Consider the following 22,873-nt stretch of genomic DNA (forward strand, 5'->3'; position numbering starts at 1 on the left):
AGGGGTGCGGGTGCCGGGAGCGGGCGCTGCGGGCGGGTCGGCTCATGGTGGCCGGAGAGGGTTGGTGGGAGGTTGGTGGTCGCGCCGGACGGCGCGCGCACCGCGGCCTTCGCCTACGGTCGCGCCGACGTCCAGCGGCTCACCATCCGCAGCGCAAGGCGTGGCCGCAGCGGTGCCGCGGTCCTGCGGCGCACCGCGCCGTGCCAGACGCCGAAGCCGTAGGCCAGGTCGTCCAGGCGGCGCAGTGCGGCGTGCGTGGGCGCGGAGAGGGAGGTGCCGGAGCGGCGGTGGTCCACCAGGCCTTCGGCGACGGCAGCGGCGATCAGCGCGTACCGGGCGCGGCGGCTGACGGCGGCCGCAGCGACCGCGACCGGCCAGTGGTGGCGGGTGGCACAGGTCAGGAGCTGCTCGCCGGTGCCGCGCAGGGCGGCCAGCGAGAGCAGAGCGCCCGCCCGGGCGGGATGGTCGGCGTCGGGCATCCTGCGGGCCACGCGCACGGCGGTCGCCGCCGTCAGACCCGCGGCCAGCGCGGCCGGGCCCGGCCTGCCGCGCAGCAGCAGCGCGCAGGCGGCCAACGACCAGGGGGCGACGTAGAGCGGCGGCACCTGGCCGGGGTGGCGCAGGGCCAAGTCGGCGGCTCCGGTGCCGTATTGGGCCCGCTGGGCGAGCCAGCTGCACAGGTCGGTGCGGTGCCGGTGGCCCACGCGGGCGGACGGGACGTAGCGCACCCGCCAGCCCGCCTCGTACAGACGCATGCACAGGTCGACGTCCTCACCGACACGCATGGCCTCGTCGAAGCCGGCGCCGACGGCCTCGCGGCGGACCACGATGGTCGCGCTGGGCACGTAGGAAAGGGCCGAGAGGGGGACGACCGGCCCTTCCGAAGCGCCCATGTCCAGCGGCGAGTTGTTCTCCTCGTAGCGGTCGAGGCGTCCGGGATCGGGCACCGGCAGCGCGGTCACGCGTGGTGCGGCGAGGGCCAGCGCGGGATCTGCGAACTGCGCCAGCAGCGTTGCGAGCCAGCCGGGTTCGGGCACCACGTCGGAGTCGCAGAACGCCACGTAGGAGGTACGGGCCTGGCGCAGACCCGTGTTGCGGGCCGCCGCCGGGCCCCTGTTGTACGGGTGCGTCAGCAGCCGGGCGTCGTGGCGCCGGGCCACCGCGGCCAGGGCGGCAGGGTCCCGGGAGCCGTCGTCCACGACCAGCATCGGCAGGCCCGAGGTCGCGGCATCGGCGCGCAGCGCGCTCAGCAGGAGGTCGAGCCGGTCGGCGCGGTCGCGCACGGGGATCACGACGGTGGTGTCGGCGACCGGCGCCGGGACGAGGCGGGGGTGCATGATGCCGGAGTCCAGGAGCCGCCGGGCGAGCACGGCGCTCGCCGCGTCCGTCACGGTGAACCGGCCTTCGCCGAGCCGGCGGACCGCGGCGTCCGTGAGTCGGATCAGCCGCAGCGGAGAGCCGCCGACCATGAGCCGGCCGTCCCGCGATCGGTGGGTGCCGGCGGCGAGTTCGACTGCGAATCCATCGGGCAGTGTGACCTGCGCGGGGGCGACAAGCCGGCCGTCCGGCGCGGACGCCGGGGAATCTTCGGGATGCCGTAGGAGTGTCATGCGGTGAAGCCTCCGTCCGCGTGGAGTACGGAGCCGGTGACGGCGAAGGAGTCGGCCGAGCAGGCCCAGGCGACCACGGCGGCCACTTCCTCGGGCTCCAACGGCCGCCCGGTCAGCTGCTGTTCGGCGAGCTTGTCGACCTCCGGCAGGTCGTAGAGATCCGCCGTGGCCCGGAGCATGTCGGTACGGGTCGAGCCGGGCGACACGGCGACCGCGTTCACCCCGGTGTCCCGCAGGTCGCAGGCGAGGCCGCGGACCAGGCCGGCCACGGCGTGCTTGGCGGCGCAGTAGGCGCCGAGTCCCCACAGTCCGCGGTGCGCGGCGGCCGAGGCGAGGGCGACGAACCGGCCGGTGCGCGGTTGCGGCCGACGCAGCAGGGCGGGTACGGCGGCGCGGGCGAGGTGCGCCACGCCCATGACGTCCACGTCGAGCAGCGTCCGCCACTGCGCGTCGGTCTGTTCCCACACCGCCCCGCCGCCGAGCATGACGGCGGCCGCAGCCACGGCGGCGTCGAGACCGCCGAAATCGCGCTCGGCCCTCTCGACGGCGGCGTGCAGGGCGACCTCGTCGCGGACGTCGGCCTGAAGTGTGCGGACGAGCTCGAACTCCTTTGCCAACATGTCCAGTTGGGCGGGTTCGGCCAGTGGATACGGTACGTCGGGGTCGTCGGCGCAGCGGTCGACGGCGACCACCGCCCAGCCGGTGCGGGCGAGCCTGCGGACGGTCGCCGCGCCGATGCCCCGGGCGGCACCGGTGACGACGGCGACCCTTGGGCCGCTCATCGCATCGCTCCCACGGCCACGGGCTGCCGTTCGGCCGTGCCGAGTCGGCCGCGCCCGGAGACCTGCCAGGCCCGGATGTCGGTGGCGAGGCGGTCCGCCATACGTTCCAAGAGCCGTTCGCCCTCGCTCGCGCGGGCCCCGGCCGGGTCGCCCAGGACGCCGGACGGGCTGACGCCGCGGACCGATTCGGCGACCAGCCGGTCCAACAGCAGATGGATGGGGTCGGTCGGTCCGGCGACGGCCCGGTCCGTGCGTACGGCGGAGCGCCGCAGCCGGAGCATCATCGAGGTCTCGGTGCGGCCCGCGTGGGCGTCGGAACCCGGCGGCAGACACGGCCACCAGGCGACGTCGCGGCTCTCCGCGCGCAGTCCGGTCACCGCGCCGGCCAGGCTCACCAGATTGCCGCCGTGCCCGTTCACCACGAGCAGGCGGCCTGCCCAGCGCAGCATCGAGCGGCCGATCTCCGTGACGAGCAGGCGCAGCGCGTCGTGGCCGACGGACACCGTGCCGGGGAACCCCTCGTGCTCGCCGCTGGCCCCGTACGACTGGGCGGGCGCGACCAGCACCTCCACCTCGCCGCACAGCCGGGCCGCGGCGCGCCCGGCGACCGCCGAGGCCACGGCGGTGTCGGTGTCCAGCGGGAGATGCGGGCCGTGCTGCTCGAATGAACCGAGGGGCAGCAGCACCAGCGGGGCGCGCCCTTCGAGGTCCGGCCAGGCGTGGTGGGCGAGGCGGGTCGACGGCCCGGACGCGTCGGCCTTCGGCCTCCTCGATTCGACCCCTGCCGGTTCGGCCGACACCGTCCCCGATTCGGCCGACGCCGTCCCCGATTCGGCCGGCGCGGGTTCGGCCGCCGACGTCACTGGTGCCTCGGCCGCTGCCGGTTCAGCCGTCGGTCTCCCCCACGTCTTGGCGGCTGCTGGTTCGGCCCGCATCTCAGACCGCGCCCAGGGTGCGGGTGAAGCCCGGCGGGATCAGCACGTCGTCGCGGGTCAGTTCGTGGACGGAGGAGCGGCCGAGGCCCAGCAGGGCGGAGTCGATGCCGCCGCGCAGGATGTCCAGGACGTTCTCCACTCCGGTCTGCCCGCCCGCGGCCAGGCCCCACAGGTAGGCGCGGCCGATCATCACGGCCTTCGCGCCGAGCGCGAGCGCCTTGACGACGTCGCTGCCCCGGCGGATCCCGCTGTCCAGCAGGACCTCGATCTGGTCGCCCACCGCGTCCGCGACGGCCGGCAGGGCGCGGATCGGGGCCGGGGTGGTGTCGAGGTTGTTGCCGCCGTGGTTGGACACGGAGATCGCGGTGACGCCCGCGTCGACGGCTCGCAGCGCGTCGTCCACCCGGCTGACGCCCTTGAGCAGGAACGGCCCGTCCCACTGCTCGCGCAGCCAGCGCACGTCCTCCCAGGACGGCGGCGGGGTCTGCATCCACTCGCCGTACGCCCCGAAGAACGTCGGCGCCTGCCCGCCCGGTTCGGTGAGGTTGGGGGCCGACAGGTCGGGCAGGCTGCGGGACCTGAGGAAGTCCAGCAGCCAGCGCGGCCGGCTGAGCGCCTCCGGCGCGAACCGTGTCATGGCCTTGAGGTCCAGCCGTTCGGGGATCTTCGGGCTGCCCCAGTCGCGCCCGTGCGAGAAGGACCAGTCGAGCGTGACGATGAGTCCCTTGGCGCCGGCCTCGTAGGCGTATTGGATGCGGCGCAGCATCGCGTCCTTGGAGCCCATCCAGTACATCTGGAAGAACGTCTGCGCGTTGGCGGCCAGGACGTCCGTCAGCGGCTTGCTCGCGAAGGAGCTGAGGCCCATCGCCGTGCCGCGGGCCGCGGCGGCGCGGGCGACGGCCACCTCGCCGTCGGGGTGCACGGCCTGCACACCGGTCGGCGAGATGATCACCGGCAGCGAGATCTGCTCACCCAGGACCGTGGTCGCCTGGTCGCGCTTGGCCGACAGCCCGGCCACATGGGGCGCGAAGCCCAGCTCCGCGAACGCCCTGGTGTTGTCGTCGTAGGACGCACCCTTCTCGGAACCGGCGAGCAGTGCGCTGTAGACCGACTTCGGCAGCCGCTTGCCGGCCCTTCGCTGGGCCTCGGCGACCGTCTCGAACCACCCGCTCATCATCAATCTCCTTCTGCCGATTACTTGTTCGTCGTCTTGCGGGCGTGCTCACCCGACCTGGTCCGAGGGCAGCCCGGCCAGCGGGCTCTCGTCGCACATGCGGTCCGGGCGGGCGGTCCGTACCGCGGGCATGCCGAGTGGCACCTTCCGGTGCGAGTGGTCGTTGCCCTGCGGCGGCAGCGCGTCGCGGGCCACGGCCGAGAGCGCGGCGGCGCCGTGGCCCTTGACGCACTCGGGGTCGGGGCCGTCCAGCGGCAGACCGGTGAAGAACTTCGCCGCCATGCAGCCGCCCTGGCAGCTGTCGTAGGCGGAGCAGCCCGAGCAGGCGCCTCCGGTGGAGGGACGGCGCAGCTCGGCGAAGAGCTCCGACTCCCGCCACACGCGGTCGAAGCCGCCCGGCGAGCGGACATTGCCCGCCTTGAAGGCGTCGTGGATGGCGAACGGGCAGGCGTACACGTCTCCGACCGGGTCGATCAGGCACACCACCCGGCCCGCGCCGCACAGGTTCAGGCCCGGGATGGGCTCCGAGCCGAGTGCGTTGAGGTGGAAGAACGAGTCCCCGGTGAGCACCCGTTCGCCGTGTCCGACCAGCCAGTTGTAGATGTCGTACTGCTGCTCGGCGGTGGGGTGCAGGTCGTCCCAGACGTCCGCGCCGCGGCCGGAGGGCCGCAGCCGGGTGATGCGCAGCTGGGCGCCGTAGCGGTCGGCGATCGAGGCGAAGTCGTCGAGCTGGGAGACGTTCTGACGGGTCATCACCACAGAGATCTTGAAGTCGCGGAAGCCCGCGTCGGCGAGGTTCTCCATGGCGCGGATCGCCATGTCGTACGAACCCGCGCCGCGCACCGCGTCGTTGACCTCGCGGGTGGCGCCGTCCAGGGAGATCTGGATGTCGACGTAATCGGTCGCGGCCAACTGCCGGGCCCGGTCGGGGGTCAGGCGCAGGCCGTTGGTGGAAAACTTCACACCGACCTGGTGGGCGATCGCGTAGTCGAGCAGTTCCCAGAAGTCGGGGCGGACGGTGGGTTCGCCGCCGCCGACGTTGACGTAGAAGACCTGCATGCGCTGGAGTTCGTCGATCACGGACTTGATCTCGTCCGTGGACAGCTCCCGCGGGTCGCGCCGGCCGGACGAGGACAGGCAGTGCGCGCAGGAGAGGTTGCAGGCGTACGTCCACTCCCAGGTGAGGCAGATCGGGGCGTGCAGGCCGCCCTTGAACTGCTCGACGAGGGCGGGCACCCGCTCCACAGGTGGGTCGTGAAGGGTGGTCATCCTTGCGCTCCGGTTCCACTGCGCCGGGGAATGATCATGTCGGCGGCGGCCAGGGAGGCCAGCGCACTCAGGAAGGCGCCGCGCCGGGCGTCGGGCACGCCGGCGAGGGCGTCCCCGGCGCTGGAGTGCCGGTCCAGGCCCCGGACCAGTTCGACGAGTTCCGGTGCCTTCAGGAAGGACAGCCGACGGTTGCCGAAGTGGTAGGCGAGCGCCCCGAACGGCTCGGGGCGCAGCGCGACGGAGGGGTTCAGCCGGTAAGGGCGGGCCGCGTCGAACGTCTGGGAGGTCATGGCGGGGCTCAGTAGACGCCGCACATGCCGTCGATGGAGACCTCTTCGACGAGGACCTCCTCGACGAGTTCGCCGGCGGCGTCGATCGTGTCCTGCTCGGCCCTTGTCTGATCCTCGTCCATGGCAAAGCTCCTGATCGGTAAGGGAATTGGGGGCGGCCGGTCCCGTCCCGCGGTGACCGGGCCGTTCTCGACGCTACGGCGGGGCCGCCGCGCCGCTCGCCCTGCTTCCGGCCGCCCTCGCCCCCTCCGGTCGAACAGGTGTGATCCGCCGGGGCCGGGCGCCGCCCGGCCCCCTGTCCGATCGGTCAGGTCACATCCCCTGCGTCCGCGCCCGGCTGCTGCCCGGGCGACCGGTGTCGCGCCGCGGCCCCCTTCCCGGAAGGTGAGTCACGCCACGAAGTCCGGCACGTCCGTGCTCCCCCGGACATCTGCGCCGCAGGCAACGGAGCAATCGACGCAGGACGCGCGGTCCACCCGCGCGGAGAGGAATGTCGCGATCATGCAGGTCGAAGAACTTCTCAAGCCGTTCCCGATCAAGGAGTTCCACCCCTTCCCCCGGGCGCTGATGGGCCCGGGCGCCCATGAGCTGATCGGTCCGGAGGCGAAGAAGCTGGGCTTCCGGCGCACGCTGGTGATGACCACCGGTCTGCGCGGCAGCGACACCGTGCACAAGATCGCCGAGTCGATGAAGTACCACGGCCTGGAGGTCGTGGTGTACGACAAGGTCGAGTCGAACCCCAAGGACTACAACGTCATGGACGCCGTGGCGCTGTACCAGGAGAACAAGTGCGACTCGTTCGTGTCGATCGGCGGCGGCTCGTCGCACGACGCGTGCAAGGGCGCCCGTATCTCCGTCGCCCACGACGGCCGCAACGTCAACGACTTCGAGGGCTTCAACAAGTCCGAGAACCCCAAGAACCCGCCGCACATCGCGGTGTCCACCACGGCCGGCACCGGTTCTGAGACGTCGTGGGCGTACGTCATCACCGACACCACGACCGACCCCGACAACCCGCACAAGTACGTCGCCTTCGACGACGCGTCGGTGGCCACCCTCGCCATCGACGACCCCACCCTCTACTACGACTGCCCGCTCGACTACACCGCGCAGTGCGGCTTCGACGTGCTCGCGCACGCCTCCGAGCCGTACGTCTCCCGGCTCAACTTCCAGCCCTCGCTGGGTAATGCGCTCCATGCCATCAAGTTGACGGCCCGTCATCTGCGGGAGGCGGTGTGGAACGGCCAGGACCTGGCCGGACGCGAGGGCATGATGTACGCGCAGTACATCGCCGCGCAGGCGTTCAACTCCGGCGGTCTGGGCATCATCCACTCCATCTCGCACGCGGTCAGTGCGTTCTACGACACCCATCACGGCCTCAACAACGCCATCGCGCTGCCCCGCGTCTGGGCCTTCAACATGCCCGCGCACTACGAGCGGTTCGCGGACATCGCCGAGGCGATGGGCGTGGACACGCATGGCATGACCAAGGTGCAGGCCGCGGAGGCCGCGCTCGCCGCCGGCATCAGGCTGCTGCGCGACGTCGGCATCCCGGAGAAGTTCACCGACGTCCAGCAGGACAGCTACTCCAAGAACCGTCTGGGCCAGGGCCCGACGAAGTTCTACCAGCAGGCGAAGGAGATCAAGGGCGACGCCGGTGACGTCGACCGCATCACCCACCACGTCCTCGGTGACGCCTGCACCCCGGGCAACGCCAAGGAGTGCACGTTCGAGACCGTCCGCCCCGTCGTGGAGCACTGCATGACCGGCGACCTGGACGACCTGCTCGGCTGAGCACCTCGTACCCGGGAGCGGGGGGCAGAACCGGTACGTCGCCCCCCGCTCCCGCCCCACCGGACGGAGGAAACGTGCCCGCCACACCCGACAACCCCGCGTTCGGCTCGGTGGACGACGTCGCCGAGCGGTTCGCCGCCCACGGCTACATCGCCGACCGCCGCCTCGCCACCACCGTCTTCCTGCAGACCAGGCTCGACAAGCCGCTGCTCCTCGAAGGTCCGGCCGGTGTCGGCAAGACCGAGCTGGCCAAGGCCCTGGCAGCCGCGACCGGACGCCGGCTGCTGCGGCTGCAGTGCTACGAGGGCCAGGACGAGAGCCGCGCCCTGTACGAGTGGGACTACGGCAAGCAGCTGCTGTACACCCAGATGCTCCGGGACAAGATCGGCGACCTCACCGCGGACGCCCCTGACCTGGCCTCGGCCGTCCTCCGGATCGAGGAGCAGGACAGCGTCTTCTTCTCCGACCGCTTCCTCGCGCCCCGCCCGCTGCTGGACGCGGTGCGCGGCGAGCAGCCGGCGGTCCTGCTGATCGACGAGGTCGACCGGGCGGACGAGGCACTGGAGGCGGTGCTCCTGGAGTGCCTGGCCGAGTACCAGGTGTCGGTGCCGGAGATCGGCACGTATACCGCCAAGGTCCCGCCGTACGTCGTCCTCACTTCCAACAACACCCGTGACCTGTCCGCCGCGTTGAAGCGCCGCTGCCTGCACCTGTTCCTCGACTACCCGGACGCCGGGCGGGAGTTGGAGATCGTTCGGGCCAAGGACACGGGGCTGCCCGAGGCGGCGGCGCGTCATCTGGTGGACGTGGTGCGGGGCTTGCGCGAGCTGCCGCTGCGCAAGAGCCCGAGCATCTCCGAGACGATCGACTGGGCCCGCACCCTCGCGGTGCTGGGCGTCGACGAACTCGGCCCGGACGTCCTGGCCGACACCGCCAACGTGGTCCTCAAGTACGAACGGGACCTGCACCGTGCGCTGGACGTGCTGCCGCGCCTGGTCGACCCCAACCGCGCGCTGCCGGAACCCGGCCACCATCACCACGACGGCCACCATCACCACCATCCGCACGGGCACGGACAGCCGGACGAGGAGACCGACGGACGCGATGTACGGACCGCCATGGACCGCCAGGGCCGGCACGACGAGGGCTACTACGGCGCCCCGGGTGCCGGGCCGACCCATCGCACCGCCCCCGGCGCCGGACAGGGCGCCCGCTCCTTCGCCGCCGTCGCGCGGCGCCGTACCGACTGATCAGGGAGGCGTGCATGGAAGCCGGCGTGCACCGATTCGTCCGCGTACTGCGGCTGTTCGGGCTGCGGGTCTCCGTCTCGGAGGCCATGGACGCCATGCGGGGCGCGGCCCAGCCCGGCGTGCTCGCCGAGCGGGAGACGTTGCGCGAGGCCCTGCGCATGACGCTCGTGAAGGACCGGCGCGACCACGCGCTGTTCGACGAGCTGTTCACCGCGTTCTTCTCGCTGCGCCCGGTGGACGGCGCCGACGGCGACCACGGCCACAGCCACGCGCACGACGATCTGACCGACACCGGCGAACTGGAGTCGTTCACCGTCTCCGACGAGCCGTCCGAAACGCCGCAGCAGGGGCACAGCCACGGCAAGCCGTCCGACATCCGCGACTTCTTCGACCAGCAGGACCTGGCGCAGCAGTACAACCTGCACCAGGAGGCCAACAAGATCGACCTGGCCTCGATGACCGACGAGATCGTCCTGTCCAAGGACGGTACGGCGGGCCCGGGCGAGGAGAGCCCGTCCGTGCAGCTGGAGACCGAGCGGCTGCACGGCGCCGGGGTGCCCGGACGGCTCGCGCCGGCGACCGGGCAGCCCGTCGACACGATCCTGACCGTCGCTCAGCAGGACGCCCTGCTCGGCTGGCTCGACGGCCAGGACGACGGTCCCGACGACCAGGAACTCAATGCGCTGCGGCGGCAGTTGGCGGGCATCATCGAGAATCTTCCGGAGTTGCTGAAGCGGCATCTGGACCGGCTGGCCGAACTACGGTCGGTGGCCGTCGAGTCGGCCCAGCTCGCCGAACGGGCCCGTCTCGAAGCGGTCGACGAGGAGGAGCGGGGCCGGCTGGAGGAGGCGTTGCGCCGGATCGGCCGGTCCGTGCAGGGCGCGCTGACCAGCCGCAAGCGCGCCACCCCGGCGGGGCGTGTGCATCCCGGCCGCACGATGCGCCGCAACATGCGCTACGACGGCGTGCCGTTCCGGCCCGTCACCGTCACTCGTGCCGAGGACCGGCCCCGTCTGGTGGTCCTCGCCGACGTCTCGCTGTCGGTGCGTGCCACGGCCCGCTTCACCCTGCACCTGGTGCACGGGCTCCAGTCGCTGTTCGGGCAGGTGCGGTCGTATGCCTTCGTCAACGAACCCACCGAGATCACCGAGCTGTTCGCCGAGCATCCGCTGGAGCGGGCGCTGGGGCTGGTCTTCGACGGACTGCCGGCCGGTGGTCTGCTGGACGTCGACGCGACCTCCGACTACGGCCGGACCTTCGAGACGTTGCTGACCGAACACACGCAGGCGCTGGGCCGTCGCACCACGCTCCTGGTGCTGGGCGACGGCCGCGGCAACGGCAATCCGCCGCGCGCCGAGGCGTTCGCGGAGATCACCCGCCGGGTCCGCCGGACCATCTGGCTGACGCCGGAACCGCGTTACTCCTGGAGCCTGGGCGCCTGCGACCTGCCCCTTTACGCCGAGTACTGCGACCGGGTGCAGGTGGTCGCCGATCTCGCCGGCCTGGAACGGACGGCTCTGCGGATGGCAGGGGAGACGGCCGGCCGATGAACACCGACCTTCAGGGGGAGCCGTCTTGAGTGTCCCGAGCCTGCGCAGCGCGATCGCCGCGCGCCGCATCGACCCGCTGGCGCCGGGCGCACCCGGCCTGTACGCGGACCACCTGGTCCGGGTGGTCCGCGACGGCCCCACCGCGCAGGGCGCGAGCCCCCGGCCGATCGTGCGCACCGAGCACTTCACCCTGCGCCGCCGCGGCCGCCGCGTCGAACTGGGGCACACCCTGCGCCCCGATCAGCTCGACAACGACCTGGCCGGGCTGCTCGCCGAAGAGCTGTTCGCGCCGGGCTGGCTGTCCGGCAGCGACGTCTTCGAGCGGGTCTTCACCGGCGTGGTGCGCTCGTGCGTGGACGGGCCGCTGCCCGCCTGGACCACGTTCTACGACAACACCCTGGCCCGGATCCAGATGTACTGGCAGGCTCCCGCGCCGGCCGGGCACTCCTCCATCGCCGGGTTCGCGCCCGTCTACCGGCACACCCTGGACCTGGTCGGCCCGGGCACCGTGCTGGACGTCGGCTCCTGCTTCGGCTTCCTGCCGCTGCTGCTCGCCGAGCGGGAGCAGTGCACGGTGATCGCCTCCGACCTCTCGCGGGCCACCATGCGGCTACTGAAGGCCGTGGCCCACGCGCGGGGCCTCGCGCTCGACGCGCTGGCCTGCGACGCCTCCAGGGTGCCGCTGCCCGACCGCGCGGTGGACACCGTCACGGTGATCCACGTACTGGAGCATCTCGAACCCCGTCACGGCGACACCGTCGTACGGGAAGCGCTGCGGCTGGCACGGCGGCGGGTGGTGGTGGCCGTCCCCTACGAGGACGAGCCGACCGCCGCCTACGGCCACGTGCGCTGCTTCACGCCGGCCGAACTCAAGGCCCTGGGCGACCGCACGGGCCACCCGTTCTCGGTCGCCGATTTCCACGGCGGCTGGCTGGTCCTCGAACCCGGCTGAGCCCCGGCCCGCGCACTGCGCCGAACCCCTGAACTGCGCCGCCCCGAAGAAGAAACACAACGCAAAGGAGCGTTCATGTCCCTCTCGGAAACGGCCGCGGCAGCGCCCGCCGCCGCATCGCACGCGACATCCCGATCCGAGGCCGCGCCCGGCCCGCTGGACGGGGACCCGGCGCTGATCGGCGTGCCCACCTTCGTCGTGGGCTCGATCGCCCTCGGCCTCACCCTGGTCGGCTATCTCCCGGCCGAGGCCGCCGGAGCGCCGATCGCGATCATCCTGGCGGCCACGGCACTCGGCCAGTTGATCGCCGCGGTCTGGGCGGCCGCACTCGGGCAGAGCGCCGTCGCAGCCATCTTCGGTGTCTTCACCGGATTCTGGCTCAGCTACGCGGTGCTGGTCCTCGGGCTCATCCACGGCTGGTTCGGCATCACGGCCGGCGCGACCACCCGCACCCAGGGAGCGTTCCTGATCTCCTGGCTGGTCACCATCGTCCTGCTGACGGTGAGCACACTGCGGTTGCCGGCCGCCTTCACGGTCCTGTTCACACTGATCGACGTTGCGCTCGCACTGGTGCTGTGGGCGACGCTGAACGGGTCCGGCGGCGTGCGCACCCTGGGCGGGTACGCCGTATTCGCCTTCGTCGCGGTCGGGTTCTACCTCTTCCTGCACGTGACCTCACTGGCCACAGGAGGAGGCGGGCTGCCGCTGGGCCGCCCCGCCGTGCGCGGATGACATGAGCGAGGGAGCCGGGCCGGCCCGGCTCCCTCGCGTCAGATGACGCCCAACTTGCTGGCGCCGTAGACGACTTCGGCCCGGCTGCTCGCGTCCATCTTGCGCATGATGTTGCGGACGTGGAACTTCACCGTGGTCTCGGAGATGTACAACTCGCCGCCGATCTCCCGGTTGCTCAGGCCCCGGGCGAGCAACTGGAGCACTTTCAGCTCCCGTTCGGTGAAGGTCGGCTTCTCGGGCTGCACCCGCATCGAGCGGACCATCGCGGCGGCCGCGTGGGAGTCGAAGGCGCTCTCGTTGCGGGCCACCGCGCGGATGGAGCGCAGCAGTTCGGTGGTATCCACATCCTTGACGACGTAGCCGCGCGCACCGTGCTGGATCGCCTCCACCACCAGCGAGTCGTCGAGGAAGGTGGTGAGCACCAGCACCGCCAGCTCCGGATGGCTCCGCGTCAGCCGCGCGCACAGCTCCAGGCCCTCGGTGTCCGCCGCCGTGGACAGCTTCAAATCGAGCAGCACGATCGACGGACTCGTCCGCTCGACGACGGCGGCGGCCTCGGCGGCGGTGCTCGCCTCGCCGACCACCTCCAGGTCGCTCTCGCGTTCCAGGATCGACCGCAGCCCATGCCGGACGATCGCGTGGTCGTCGACCAGCACGATCCGCAGGGCCTCGGTGGGCGCCTGGGCCCGCTGTTCAGTCGTCATCGGCCGCCTCTCGTGCGCGATTCACCGGCAGCGGGACGTCCGCGCGCAGCAGGACGCCTCCCATGCGCGACCGGCGGATGGACAGTCGGCCGCCGAGTTCCTCCGCCCGGGCGGCCATGTTCGCCAGCCCGCGGTGGCGGCCGGCGAGATCGGTGGCGCGGGACAGCCGCAGGGCGCGGCGCAGCTGTGTCGGGTCGCCGCCGCCGTCGTCGGAGACGGTCAGCACGACCGCCTCCGGCAGATACCGCAGCCGGACCAGCGCCCGGTCCGCCTTGCCGTGCGTGGCGCAGTTGAACAGCGCCTCGCCGGTCATCCGCAGGATCGACCGCTCGGCCTCGGGCGGCAGCGGCACCGGAACGCCCACCACCTGCACCCGTACGTCGAGTTCCGTGGTCAGGTGCACCGTGGAGAGCCGCTGCAGCGTCACCGGGAGCGGGCCGGCCGGTTCCTGCGAGGTGTGGTGGAGCGCGTAGATCGCGGCCCGCAGCTGCTCGACGGCCTGCCGGTTGAGGTCCTTGGCGTCGGCCAGCCGGCCGGCGATCTCCGCGGCCTGCCCGCCGAGGTCGGCGAGGTCGGCCCGGCACACCTCGACGGTCATGCCCGCGCTGAGCACGTACTGCGAGACGTTGTCGTGGAGTTCGCGCGCGATACGGCGCCGCTCGTCGTCGAGCGCCTGCCGTTGCATCGCGTCGAGCAACCGCGCCTGCGTCTCGGCCAGTTCGGCGCTGCGCGCGGCCAGGTCGCGGGCTTGGCGCTGCGCCGCCTCGGACAGTTCCTCGGCGCGTCCGCGCAGAGTGGTCGCCGCGTGGAACAGGAAGGTGTGGTGCAGCGCGACCGCCGCCTGGTTGGCGAGGACCCGCAGGATGGCCAGGTCGGTGTCGGCGACCTCGACGCCCGCGCCGGGCTCCGCGGCGATGCCGCCGACCGGTTCGCCGTCCAGGGTCATCGGCGCCCGCACCCAGCCCCGGCCCCGGTCGGGCTCCTGGGCCTCCCAGGGTCGGGTACGCAGCACCTCCAGGTGCGCCCGCACCTCGGCGGGTATCCGCGTCTCGTCGTCGATGAGCACGTCGTCCGCGTACAGCAGGAAGCGGGGCCGGGCGGCCCGCAGCGCACCGTCGGCGACGGCCAGCAGCAGCCAGCGGGCCCGCAGATGCTCGGCGGCGGTCCGTACGACGGTCTCGACCAGGGCGCGCGGGCCCTCCGCCGTGCGCACCAGGGCGCGGGAAATGCCGTCGAGTGCCTCCACCGTCCGCTCAAGACGCTCGGTGGAGCGCACGTACGCCGGGTAGAACGACCGCTTGCCGGACCGCAGACCGGTGAGGACGCCCAGGTCGGCGGTCCGGGGGGACCGTTCGGTGTCGCTCACCAGGACCGCCTCACAGTGCCTCGCGGAACAGTGTCTCCACGTCCCGCACCTCGACGTCTCTGGGGTTGGTGGCCATACAGGCGTCCTTGAGCGTCGTACGGGCCAGGATCGGCACGTCACGCTCGACGACCCCGAGGCTCGCCAGCCCCTTGGGCACACCGACGTCGTCCGCCAGCGCGCGCACCAGGTCCGCGAGCTGCTCGGCCACCTCGTGCGGCGGCACACCGTCGACGGGCAGACCGGCCGCGGCGCCCAGGGCGACGAAGCGGTCCGGCCACGTCTCGGCGTTGAACCGGATGACGTGCGGCAGCAGCACGCCGTTGACCACGCCGTGCGGGGCGTCGAGCAGGCCGCCGACCTGGTGGCTCATGGCGTGCGTGGCGCCGAGAATGGCGTTGGTGAACGCCATGCCGGCCTCCAGCGCGGCCTGCGCCATGGCGAGGCGGGCCCCGAAGTCCTTGGGGTCGACCTGGGTCCGCAGCAGGTTCTGGGTGATCAGCTCGACCGCGTGCAGGGCGTGGCCGTCGGTGAGCGGGTTGTGGGCGCGGGAGACGAACGCCTCGATGGCGTGCGTCAGCGCGTCCAGACCGGTCGCAGCGTTCAGCCAGCTCGGCATGGTGGTCAGCAACCGCGGGTCGATCACGGAGATCTCGGGGACCAGCGTGCGGCTCACGATGGTGATCTTGATGTGCTCGGTGGTGTCGGTGATCACGGCGAACTGGGAGACGTCCGCGCCCGTGCCCGAGGTGGAGGGCACCATCACGGTCGGCGGGATGGGCTGCACGACCTCGTCCACGCCCTCGTAGTCCAGGATGTGACCGCCGTTGCTGGACAGGATCGCCACGCCCTTGGCCGCATCGATGACGGAGCCGCCGCCGACGCCCACGATCACGTCGCAGCCGCTGGCCGCGTACCGCTCGAAGCCGGCCTGGATCTCGTGGTCCTTGGGGTTGGGCGTCACGTCGCTCCACACGACGGGCCGCAGCCCCGCCCTGCGCAGGTGGGCCACCGCCTCGTCCACCCAGCCGGCCTCCAGCAGCCCGGGGTCGGTGACCAGGAACGGGCGGCGGCCGCCGAGGCGCAGCGCGCAGTGCCCGAGCTCAGTGAGGGAACCGGGCCCGAACACGATCTCCGGCACATGGAACTTGGCGAGGCGGGCGGAGCGCCGTACGGCGTCCGTGCTCGTGCGCTGCGGTCCCAGCAGCTCACACTGGCACTCGTCCCGGCTCCAGTCGGCACTGGGATCGTTACCGCCCGCCGGCTTGGCTCGGGACATGACCGACATGCGACCTCCAAAGGGCGGGAAAGCCCGCACCGCAGACGCAACCTTGATTTTACCGCCGGGTTGTCCGATAACTGTCGGCGGACCCAGGACCACGTTAGGTGCATGTGTCCGGCGCGGTACCTGTCCGATCGGGTAGGTACCGCGGCCCGGCCGGGCAGGTGCACCGGAGCGGTCATTGCGGACAATAATCGGTTGTCCCCGTTCGACGGCAGGGGAAAAGCACATGTCACAGCGCAGTGACCTCCGGCGGCGCCGAGCCGCTCTGGAGAACGAATGGTCCCGCCTGGTGCCGCAGATGAGGTCTGCCGGCTCCACGCCGGGAGGCGTCGAGGCACTGCCGGACGCCGTGACCGACTCCTGGGTGCGCTCGCTGAGCAGCGTGGACCCACGCAGGGACAGCGCCCCGGTGACCGACGGGGGCGCGGTGCACCACCGCTGGAGCGACTCGCCGCTGCGGCGGCCGGTCGACGGCCTCGCCGACGAGCTGACCAGCATCGCCGAGGACGCCGGGTTCGTCACCGCCCTGACCGACGAGTCCGGCACGATCCTGTGGACGTGCGGCGGGCGCACGATGCGACGGCGGGCCGAGCGCGTCAACTTCGCTCCGGGCGGCCGCTGGGACGAGCAGGCCATGGGCACCAACGCCCTGTCCCTGGCACTGCGCACGGGCCGTCCCAGCTCCGTCTTCTCGGCCGAGCACCTCGTGACGGCCCTGCACGACTGGGTCTGCTACTGCGCCCCCGTCCACGGCGCCGACGGCCGCGTCCTGGGCGTGCTGGACATGTCCACCACCTGGGACCGCTCCAACCCCCTGGCCATGTCCACCGTGCGCACCCTGGCCGCCACCGTCGAGGCGCGGCTGCGCACCGAGCCGCAACTGCGTCTTCGCGACACCACGGACCCCTTGCGCCTCACCTGTCTCGGCGCCGAGCAGGTCGTACGCCATGGCACCCCACTCCCCCTGCGGCCACGGCAGTTGGAGATCCTGACCCTCCTCGCGCTGGAGCCGGACGGCTACACCCCCGAACGCCTGCGCGAGGCCGTCTACGGCGACCGGCCGGTCACCGCATCCACCTTCAAGGCGGAGATCTCCCATCTGCGCCGCGCCCTCGACGGCGGCGTCGCCACCCGCCGCTACGCGCTGACCACCCCCGTGACCTGCGACGCCGCCGAAGTACTGCGCGCGCTGGAGAACGGCGACACGGACACCGCCCTGCGCCTGTACCGAGGCCCGCTGCTGCCCCGCTCCGAGGCACCCGGCATCGAGGAGTGGCGCACTCATCTCGAAGTCGCTGTGCGCGAGGCGGTGCTGGCCAGCGCCCGTCCCGAGCACGCGCTGCGCTACGGCGAGCGGGCCGCGTACGACGTGGAGGTGCACGAGCACGCCCTGCGCCTGCTCGACCCGCGCGACACCCGACGCGCCGTCGCGGCCGGCCGGCTCACCACGGCCCTGCGCGACTGACGTCCGGACACGAGGGCAGGCGCCAACCTCCCGCCAACCTCGGGCGTTCACAGTGCACGGCAGCACGACGGCGTGGGCCGTCGGACCGCACTCGCCATCCCCCCGAGGAGAGCCGCCATGGTGTACGCGCAGCCGGGAACAGACGGCAGCATCGTCAGCTTCGCCCCGCGATACGACAACTTCATCGGCGGCGACTGGGTCGCTCCCGTGAAGGGCCAGTACTTCGAGAACACGACTCCTGTGACCGGCAAGGCGTTCTGCGAGGTCGCCCGCTCCTCCGCCGCCGACGTCGAACTCGCTCTGGACGCCGCCCACACGGCCGCCCCGCGCTGGAGCCGCACCTCCACGACGGAGCGCGCGAACATCCTCAACAAGATCGCCGACCGGCTCGAGGAGAACCTCGAGAAGATCGCCGTCGCGGAGACCTGGGAGAACGGCAAGCCGGTGCGCGAGACGCTGGCCGCCGACATCCCCCTCGCCATCGACCACTTCCGCTACTTCGCCGGCGTGGTCCGCGCGCAGGAAGGCAGCATCGCCGAGATCGACGCCGACACCGTCGCCTACCACTTCCACGAGCCGCTGGGCGTGGTCGGCCAGATCATCCCGTGGAACTTCCCCATCCTGATGGCGACCTGGAAGCTGGCGCCCGCGCTCGCCGCCGGCAACTGCGTGGTCATCAAGCCCGCCGAACAGACCCCGGTGAGCCTGCTGCTGGTGATCGAGTTGATCGCCGACCTGCTCCCGCCGGGCGTCCTCAACGTCGTCAACGGCTTCGGCGTCGAGGCGGGCAAGCCGCTCGCGTCCAGCTCGCGCGTGGCCAAGGTGGCGTTCACCGGCGAGACCACTACGGGCCGCCTGATCATGCAGTACGCCAGCGAGAACATCATCCCCGTCACGCTGGAGCTGGGTGGCAAGAGCCCCAACATCTTCCTGCCCGACGTCACGGCCGCCGACGACGACTTCCTGGACAAGGCCGTCGAGGGCTTCGTGATGTTCGCGCTCAACCAGGGCGAGGTGTGCACCTGCCCGTCGCGGGCCCTGATCCACTCCTCGATCTACGACGAGTTCATGGCCCGCTGCGTGGAGCGCACCAAGGCGATCGTCAGCGGCGACCCGCTGGACCCGGCCACCATGATCGGCGCCCAGGCCAGCAACGACCAGTACGAGAAGATCCTCTCCTACATCGACATCGGCAAGAAGGAGGGCGCCGAACTCCTGACCGGCGGCAGCCCCCGCGCCGTGGCAGGCCTGGACGGCGGCTACTACATCGAGCCGACCATCTTCCGCGGCACCAACGACATGCGGATCTTCCAGGAGGAGATCTTCGGCCCCGTCGTCTCCGTCACCACCTACGACTCGGTCGACGAGGCCCTGAAGATCGCCAACGACACGCTCTACGGCCTCGGCGCCGGCGTGTGGACCCGCGACGGCAACACCGCCTATCGCCTCGGCCGCGAGATCAAGGCCGGCCGCGTTTGGACGAACTGCTACCACGCCTACCCGGCGCACGCGGCCTTCGGCGGCTACAAGAAGTCCGGCATCGGCCGCGAGACGCACAAGATGATGCTGGACCACTACCAGCAAACCAAGAACCTGCTGTTCAGCTACTCCGGCCAGAAGCTCGGGTTCTTCTGATGGACGCCCGCACCAGGCGCGTCGAGCTGTCCCCGGCCGCCGAGGACCTGGTGCGGCGGCTCGCCGGAACGCACGGGCCGGTGATGTTCCACCAGTCCGGCGGCTGCTGCGACGGCAGCGCGCCCATGTGCTATCCGCGCGGCGAGTTCCGGGTCGGCGCCGCGGACGTCCTGCTCGGCCGCGTCGCCGGTGACACGCCGTTCTGGATGAGTGCCGACCAGTTCGCATACTGGCAGCACACCCACCTCACCGTCGACGTGGTCCCGGGCCGGGGCAGCGGCTTCTCCCTCGAAACACCGGAGGGCGTGCGCTTCTTGATCCGCTCCCGGGTCTTCACAGACGAGGAGTGGACCCACCTCGCCGCGGAGCCAACACTCCCGTCCGGGGCGGACACCGACGGCCGCCTGGAACACGGCAGTTGAGGACGACCACCGCGCCGGCGCAGGCGGTGGCGACAGCGGGGCCGGACACCTGAGCGTCCGGCCCCGCGCCGTTGCACACACTCCACCCCACCATGGAGAGGTGTGTCGTGGACAAGCCCGCCGAGATGTTCGACCGCGACTTCGAGTGGGCCGAGCTCACCCGCTTCGCGGCCCTGCCCGGCCCCCCGTGCCACCCTCGACGTGGTCTCCGGCCGCCGCCGCCAGGGCAAGTCCTTCCTCCTCGACGCCCTCACCCGCGCGAGCGGCCCGCGAGTTCGCCCAGTGCGATGCCCCCACCGGAGCGGACGACTTCGACGCCTGGGTCACCCGCGCCGTCCTTAATCCCGCCTGCCCGCTCTCCGCCGCACTCGCCATGCCACGATTATCGACCGGGTCATCATGCCGACGAAGGTGCAGATGGCTGTAATCATGCGCGAAGTAGAACAGAGGGGCGACACTCCCAAGGGCTGTCCGGTAGGTGGTCTCCCGGCCGGTTGCGACAGAGGCCGCCCTTGCCCCCGCATGGGTTGACAGCGGGTGACCATCTCCACCTTGTCCAGAGAGATGCCGGGGCGTCCGTCGCCCGGGTACCAGCCTCCGAAGTCCTCATCACACCGCAGCCCGTCCAGCCGGTGTCTCACCCACGTCGGCGTCGTACCGTCCGGATGGCTGGCCACGAGCAGCGTGACCCGTACCGGGAGGAGCTGGCCCGTATCAGTCGGCGTCCAGGGCGATGCTGTGCACGCTCACCTACACCGCCGCACGCGGCGGACAACGCACCGACGCCCTGAACTTGACCGAGGAGGCCCACCGCGCCTCCCGCCGCCTCCCCGGCGCGTACCCTGCCGGCCGCCTCTTCCCGATCACCCCCGCCGCCGTCGACCTGTACGCGGTCAGCGTCCATTGGGCACTGGGAGACGCCGGGGCGCCCTCAACGCGGGCAAGAACCTGCGCCTCGCTCAGTTCCCGACCGCGGAACCGCGCGCCCGACTCGGAACTGAGATGGCTCGCGCCTGGTGGCAGTGGCAGCGCCCGGCCGACAACTCAACGGAAACCTCAGTAGGCGCAACGGCACGTGGGCGCATTACCAGGCCCGCCCGGCACCGCTCGATCGGCCCGAGGGCAGAACCGTACGTAGTCGACCCATCCTGCGATCACACGGCGACAACCGACTGCGTAGACCACCGGCTCGACGAACAGAACTCGCGGATTCTGGACCGGCCATGTCTGCGGCCACGGCGCCGTTGGCCACTGCCATCGCACGCAAGGGCAATCGCTCGACCCCCTCCCAGGGATCGAACGACCAAGGCGCCTCGGCCTGGTTCAGCTGTCGGCGGCCTCGGGCCTTTCCGGAGCGAGGAGGACGGCCGTGTGGCTGGCGTGCGTGACGATGTCGCTCACGCGGGGATTGAAGAGGGCGGCGACGGCTCCGCGGTGGTGCGGGCTGAGGACGATGAGGTCAGCGCCGAACTGCCCGGCCGTCTCGTTGATCAGGGCCGGCACATCGTTGAGCAGACCGCCGGCGAGCGTGCCGTCCGCCTTGATTCCTTCGTCGCGCAGAGCAGCGACGGCCTCGTCGAGGATCGTCCTGGCTTCGGCGTCGTCCTCCAGGCGTACGACGCTGTCGAGTGTGGCGGTCGCTGTGACGACATGCAGAACGTGGACGGAGGCACCGGCCAGCCGGGCCATCTCACCGGCCATCCGTACGGAGTTGAGCCGCGAAGGGCTTGGATCAACCGCGACCAATATGCGATGGAACATGTGTGTGCTCTCCCTGAGGAATGAAGTTCGGCGAGACCGCCGCGGCGGTGTCGGCGCAATGACGGCAGGGGATGACCAACAGCTCCGTACAGGCCTTGATCGACGCCAACAGCCGTCTGATCGCCCGGTGGCCGCCGGCCGTCCGTTTGGCTATTCGACGTCCTGGCTGTTCGCGATCGCAGCGACCTGCGGGTTGCGTGCGCCGAGGAGGGTGAACACCGTGGAGACGAAGGCAAGTCCGCCGTAGCCGAGCGAGATCTGTGGCAGCGAGAAGGTGTGGGTCAGTTGGCCGGCGATGAGGGCGGGGATCGTCGCCCCGCTGTAGGAGAGGAGGTAGATCACGCTGAAGGTTGGTGCCCGGTCGGCCAGGGTGCTGCCGTGCAGCAGGCCTCGGGTGGCGGCGCTGATGGCGATGCCTTGACTGGCGCCGGCGAGGACAGTCGCGGCGATGAACAGCACCAGTGTGCCGGTGACGATGGCTGTGATGACGCCGATCATGCCGACCAGGAAGCCGATCATGCCAACGCGCTGGGCTCTCGCGGGTGTGAACCGGCCGCCGAGGGGAGCGCCGAGGACGCTGGGACCCATGTAGGCAGCGAATGCCACTCCGAGGATGAGTGTGCTGCGCGTGTGGAGTTGGTCTTCGACCAGTGCGGGCACGAACGCTTGGTAGAAGGCCCCGGCCGCCCAGGTGGCCAGGAACACCGCTGCCGCGACGGGGAGCAGCCGCCTGACTCGGGCGGGGACGCCGACCCGGGGCCGCAGTGATCGCCAGGCGCCCGGCATGGGAGTCGCGGTTTCCGGGCTGACGGCGATGAGTGCGATGGACAGGAGAAGGAGGCCGATGACAACCAGGTAGATCAGCTGGCGTGGCCACGGCCCGTACTGGACCAGGGCGCCGGAGGTGACGGCGCCGACGGCGAGGCCGAGCATGACTGTCTGGCTGGAGGCGACCGACGCCAGCCAGGCCGGCTTGGGGGGTGCGGCGTCGACGATGTAGGAGGTGAGGCTGCTGCTGGCGAGTCCGGCGCCGAGGCCCATCATGACCCGACCGGCAATCAGGATGCCGATGTCGTGCACGTCCAGCAGCAGCAGACAGCCGAGCAGGAGCAGGCTGAGGCTGGCGATCGCCAGGGGCCGTCGACCCAGATGACTGGACAATCCTCCGAGGAACAGCAGAGTGGCGAGGGTGGCGACGGAGTAGGCGACGACGGTGATCGAGATGTCGGCGTTGGTGAACCCGTCCTCAGCCCGGTAGACGTTGAACAGCGGGATCGTCGAGCCCACGGCGGCGAACACGGCCACCAGGGAGACCACCGCGGAGAAAAAGGCAAGCCGGAGCGTTCCGACCCTGGTGACAGGGTCGATCACTGGTGCCGTGTTGTGCATCGAATAACGTCCTTCTCTTGTCCTGAGCCACCCCTGGGCTTCTGGGGCTCCAGTGCGAGTGCACGGTTGTCTCGCGACCGGGGCCCCGCGGGGGTACGGGTCAGGTGCCCGGAGCCTCCGCTCCATCGGCGGGCACGGTGTAAGTAGCGCGCCCGTGGATCAGCGCAACATCGCTGAGGATGCGCATCTTGACGTCGTGCACCGCGAAGTCCTTGAAGGGCCGCGGTTGAGCGATGTATTCGAGGAACTCGGCGCGGTTGCGGGTGACAGCCGGAGTCCGCACGATGAAATCTTCAGCGAGGAGCTCGCTGAAGTGCTCGGCGTCGCTCGCCTGGTCGGACTTGACGTGGTCAAGGTTCAACTGCCCGAGGATCGCCAGGTCTTCGGCCGACTGGTTGGTGTCGCTCATTCTCCTACTCCTTCTGTGAGCGGTTCGGCGCTTGTCGTGGGAGCCCCGGTCCAGTGGTGCACAGCGGCCGGCGTCATCGTGCAGCCAGTTAGTGTCGGCTCG

Annotated in this window: 21 protein-coding genes; 8 read left to right on the top strand and 13 right to left on the bottom strand. The window is 71.3% G+C overall.

The genetic code is table 11. The annotated features are described in order from the left end of the window. Nucleotides 1-113 precede the first annotated feature (113 nt). The 7 genes from mftF to mftA all read right to left on the bottom strand — a co-directional run bounded on the left by mftF (nt 114) and on the right by mftA (nt 6,182). Nucleotides 114-1,610, bottom strand: a complete 1,497-nt coding sequence (gene mftF, locus ACIBN2_RS46065) for a mycofactocin biosynthesis glycosyltransferase MftF (RefSeq protein ID WP_399143782.1) — start codon at nt 1,608-1,610, stop codon at nt 114-116. Further along, on the bottom strand, nt 1,607-2,392 hold the full coding sequence (locus tag ACIBN2_RS46070) for a mycofactocin-coupled SDR family oxidoreductase (protein ID WP_399143783.1): 786 nt from the start codon (nt 2,390-2,392) through the stop codon (nt 1,607-1,609). The genes mftF and ACIBN2_RS46070 overlap by 4 nt, the downstream gene beginning before the upstream one ends. Next, nucleotides 2,389-3,192, bottom strand: a complete 804-nt coding sequence (mftE, locus tag ACIBN2_RS46075) for a mycofactocin biosynthesis peptidyl-dipeptidase MftE (protein ID WP_399143784.1) — start codon at nt 3,190-3,192, stop codon at nt 2,389-2,391. The genes ACIBN2_RS46070 and mftE overlap by 4 nt, the downstream gene beginning before the upstream one ends. Nucleotides 3,193-3,328: 136 nt before the next feature. Further along, complete coding sequence (gene mftD / locus ACIBN2_RS46080) at nt 3,329-4,501, bottom strand: pre-mycofactocin synthase MftD (RefSeq protein WP_399143785.1); 1,173 nt, start codon at nt 4,499-4,501, stop codon at nt 3,329-3,331. Between the two features lie 48 nt (nt 4,502-4,549). Continuing rightward, nucleotides 4,550-5,770, bottom strand: a complete 1,221-nt coding sequence (gene mftC / locus ACIBN2_RS46085) for a mycofactocin radical SAM maturase (RefSeq protein ID WP_399143786.1) — start codon at nt 5,768-5,770, stop codon at nt 4,550-4,552. After that, nucleotides 5,767-6,060 (bottom strand): mycofactocin biosynthesis chaperone MftB, encoded by a 294-nt coding sequence (mftB, locus tag ACIBN2_RS46090; protein ID WP_399143787.1) that lies wholly within the window; start codon nt 6,058-6,060, stop codon nt 5,767-5,769. The genes mftC and mftB overlap by 4 nt, the downstream gene beginning before the upstream one ends. Before the next feature lie 8 nt (nt 6,061-6,068). After that, complete coding sequence (mftA, locus tag ACIBN2_RS46095) at nt 6,069-6,182, bottom strand: mycofactocin precursor MftA (protein WP_399143788.1); 114 nt, start codon at nt 6,180-6,182, stop codon at nt 6,069-6,071. A gap of 379 nt (nt 6,183-6,561) precedes the next feature. Between mftA and mdo the strand changes: the two genes are divergently transcribed. The 5 genes from mdo to ACIBN2_RS46120 all read left to right on the top strand — a co-directional run bounded on the left by mdo (nt 6,562) and on the right by ACIBN2_RS46120 (nt 12,338). After that, a complete protein-coding gene (gene mdo / locus ACIBN2_RS46100; protein ID WP_399143789.1) occupies nt 6,562-7,854 on the top strand; it encodes an NDMA-dependent methanol dehydrogenase in 1,293 nt (430 codons plus the stop codon). Nucleotides 7,855-7,928: 74 nt separating this feature from the next. Next, nucleotides 7,929-9,104, top strand: a complete 1,176-nt coding sequence (locus tag ACIBN2_RS46105) for an AAA family ATPase (RefSeq protein ID WP_399143790.1) — start codon at nt 7,929-7,931, stop codon at nt 9,102-9,104. A 14-nt stretch (nt 9,105-9,118) separates the two neighbouring features. Further along, nucleotides 9,119-10,654, top strand: a complete 1,536-nt coding sequence (locus ACIBN2_RS46110; protein ID WP_399143791.1) for a VWA domain-containing protein — start codon at nt 9,119-9,121, stop codon at nt 10,652-10,654. A gap of 25 nt (nt 10,655-10,679) precedes the next feature. Beyond that, nucleotides 10,680-11,606 (top strand): mycofactocin oligosaccharide methyltransferase MftM, encoded by a 927-nt coding sequence (gene mftM / locus ACIBN2_RS46115; protein WP_399143792.1) that lies wholly within the window; start codon nt 10,680-10,682, stop codon nt 11,604-11,606. 75 nt (nt 11,607-11,681) lie between these two features. Further along, nucleotides 11,682-12,338, top strand: coding sequence for a GPR1/FUN34/YaaH family transporter (locus tag ACIBN2_RS46120; protein ID WP_399143793.1), 657 nt, complete (start codon nt 11,682-11,684; stop codon nt 12,336-12,338). Between the two features lie 38 nt (nt 12,339-12,376). On the opposite strand, the gene ACIBN2_RS46125 is transcribed toward ACIBN2_RS46120, so the two are convergent. From ACIBN2_RS46125 to ACIBN2_RS46135, 3 genes are read right to left on the bottom strand one after another with little or no spacing between them, the layout of a single operon-like run. Continuing rightward, on the bottom strand, nt 12,377-13,042 hold the full coding sequence (locus ACIBN2_RS46125) for a response regulator (protein WP_399143794.1): 666 nt from the start codon (nt 13,040-13,042) through the stop codon (nt 12,377-12,379). Beyond that, a complete protein-coding gene (locus ACIBN2_RS46130) occupies nt 13,032-14,408 on the bottom strand; it encodes a sensor histidine kinase (RefSeq protein WP_399143795.1) in 1,377 nt (458 codons plus the stop codon). Before ACIBN2_RS46130 ends, ACIBN2_RS46125 begins: the two co-directional genes overlap by 11 nt. Nucleotides 14,409-14,418: 10 nt before the next feature. After that, on the bottom strand, nt 14,419-15,684 hold the full coding sequence (locus ACIBN2_RS46135) for an iron-containing alcohol dehydrogenase (protein ID WP_399143796.1): 1,266 nt from the start codon (nt 15,682-15,684) through the stop codon (nt 14,419-14,421). A gap of 232 nt (nt 15,685-15,916) precedes the next feature. Between ACIBN2_RS46135 and ACIBN2_RS46140 the strand changes: the two genes are divergently transcribed. The 3 genes from ACIBN2_RS46140 to ACIBN2_RS46150 all read left to right on the top strand — a co-directional run bounded on the left by ACIBN2_RS46140 (nt 15,917) and on the right by ACIBN2_RS46150 (nt 19,212). Next, nucleotides 15,917-17,155, top strand: a complete 1,239-nt coding sequence (locus tag ACIBN2_RS46140) for a transcriptional regulator (RefSeq protein ID WP_399143797.1) — start codon at nt 15,917-15,919, stop codon at nt 17,153-17,155. Nucleotides 17,156-17,272: 117 nt separating this feature from the next. Beyond that, entirely contained in the window at nt 17,273-18,790 is a 1,518-nt protein-coding gene (adh, locus tag ACIBN2_RS46145) for an aldehyde dehydrogenase (protein WP_399143798.1), read from the top strand. Beyond that, nucleotides 18,790-19,212 carry a DUF779 domain-containing protein gene (locus tag ACIBN2_RS46150; protein WP_399143799.1) on the top strand — a complete coding sequence of 141 codons (423 nt, stop codon included), beginning with the start codon at nt 18,790-18,792 and terminating at the stop codon, nt 19,210-19,212. The genes adh and ACIBN2_RS46150 overlap by 1 nt, the downstream gene beginning before the upstream one ends. Nucleotides 19,213-20,535: 1,323 nt before the next feature. Here ACIBN2_RS46150 and ACIBN2_RS46155 read toward each other — a convergent pair. From ACIBN2_RS46155 to ACIBN2_RS46165, 3 genes are all read right to left on the bottom strand, one after another. Next, nucleotides 20,536-20,973, bottom strand: coding sequence for a universal stress protein (locus ACIBN2_RS46155; protein ID WP_399143800.1), 438 nt, complete (start codon nt 20,971-20,973; stop codon nt 20,536-20,538). A gap of 150 nt (nt 20,974-21,123) precedes the next feature. Then, entirely contained in the window at nt 21,124-22,362 is a 1,239-nt protein-coding gene (locus tag ACIBN2_RS46160; RefSeq protein WP_399143801.1) for an MFS transporter, read from the bottom strand. Nucleotides 22,363-22,462: 100 nt separating this feature from the next. Then, nucleotides 22,463-22,771, bottom strand: coding sequence for a nuclear transport factor 2 family protein (locus tag ACIBN2_RS46165; RefSeq protein ID WP_399143802.1), 309 nt, complete (start codon nt 22,769-22,771; stop codon nt 22,463-22,465). Between the last annotated feature and the right edge of the window lie 102 nt (nt 22,772-22,873).

Origin of the sequence: Streptomyces sp. NPDC050534, from assembly GCF_044457745.1 — a bacterium.
In the GTDB taxonomy this organism is placed as follows: Bacteria; Actinomycetota; Actinomycetes; order Streptomycetales; family Streptomycetaceae; genus Streptomyces.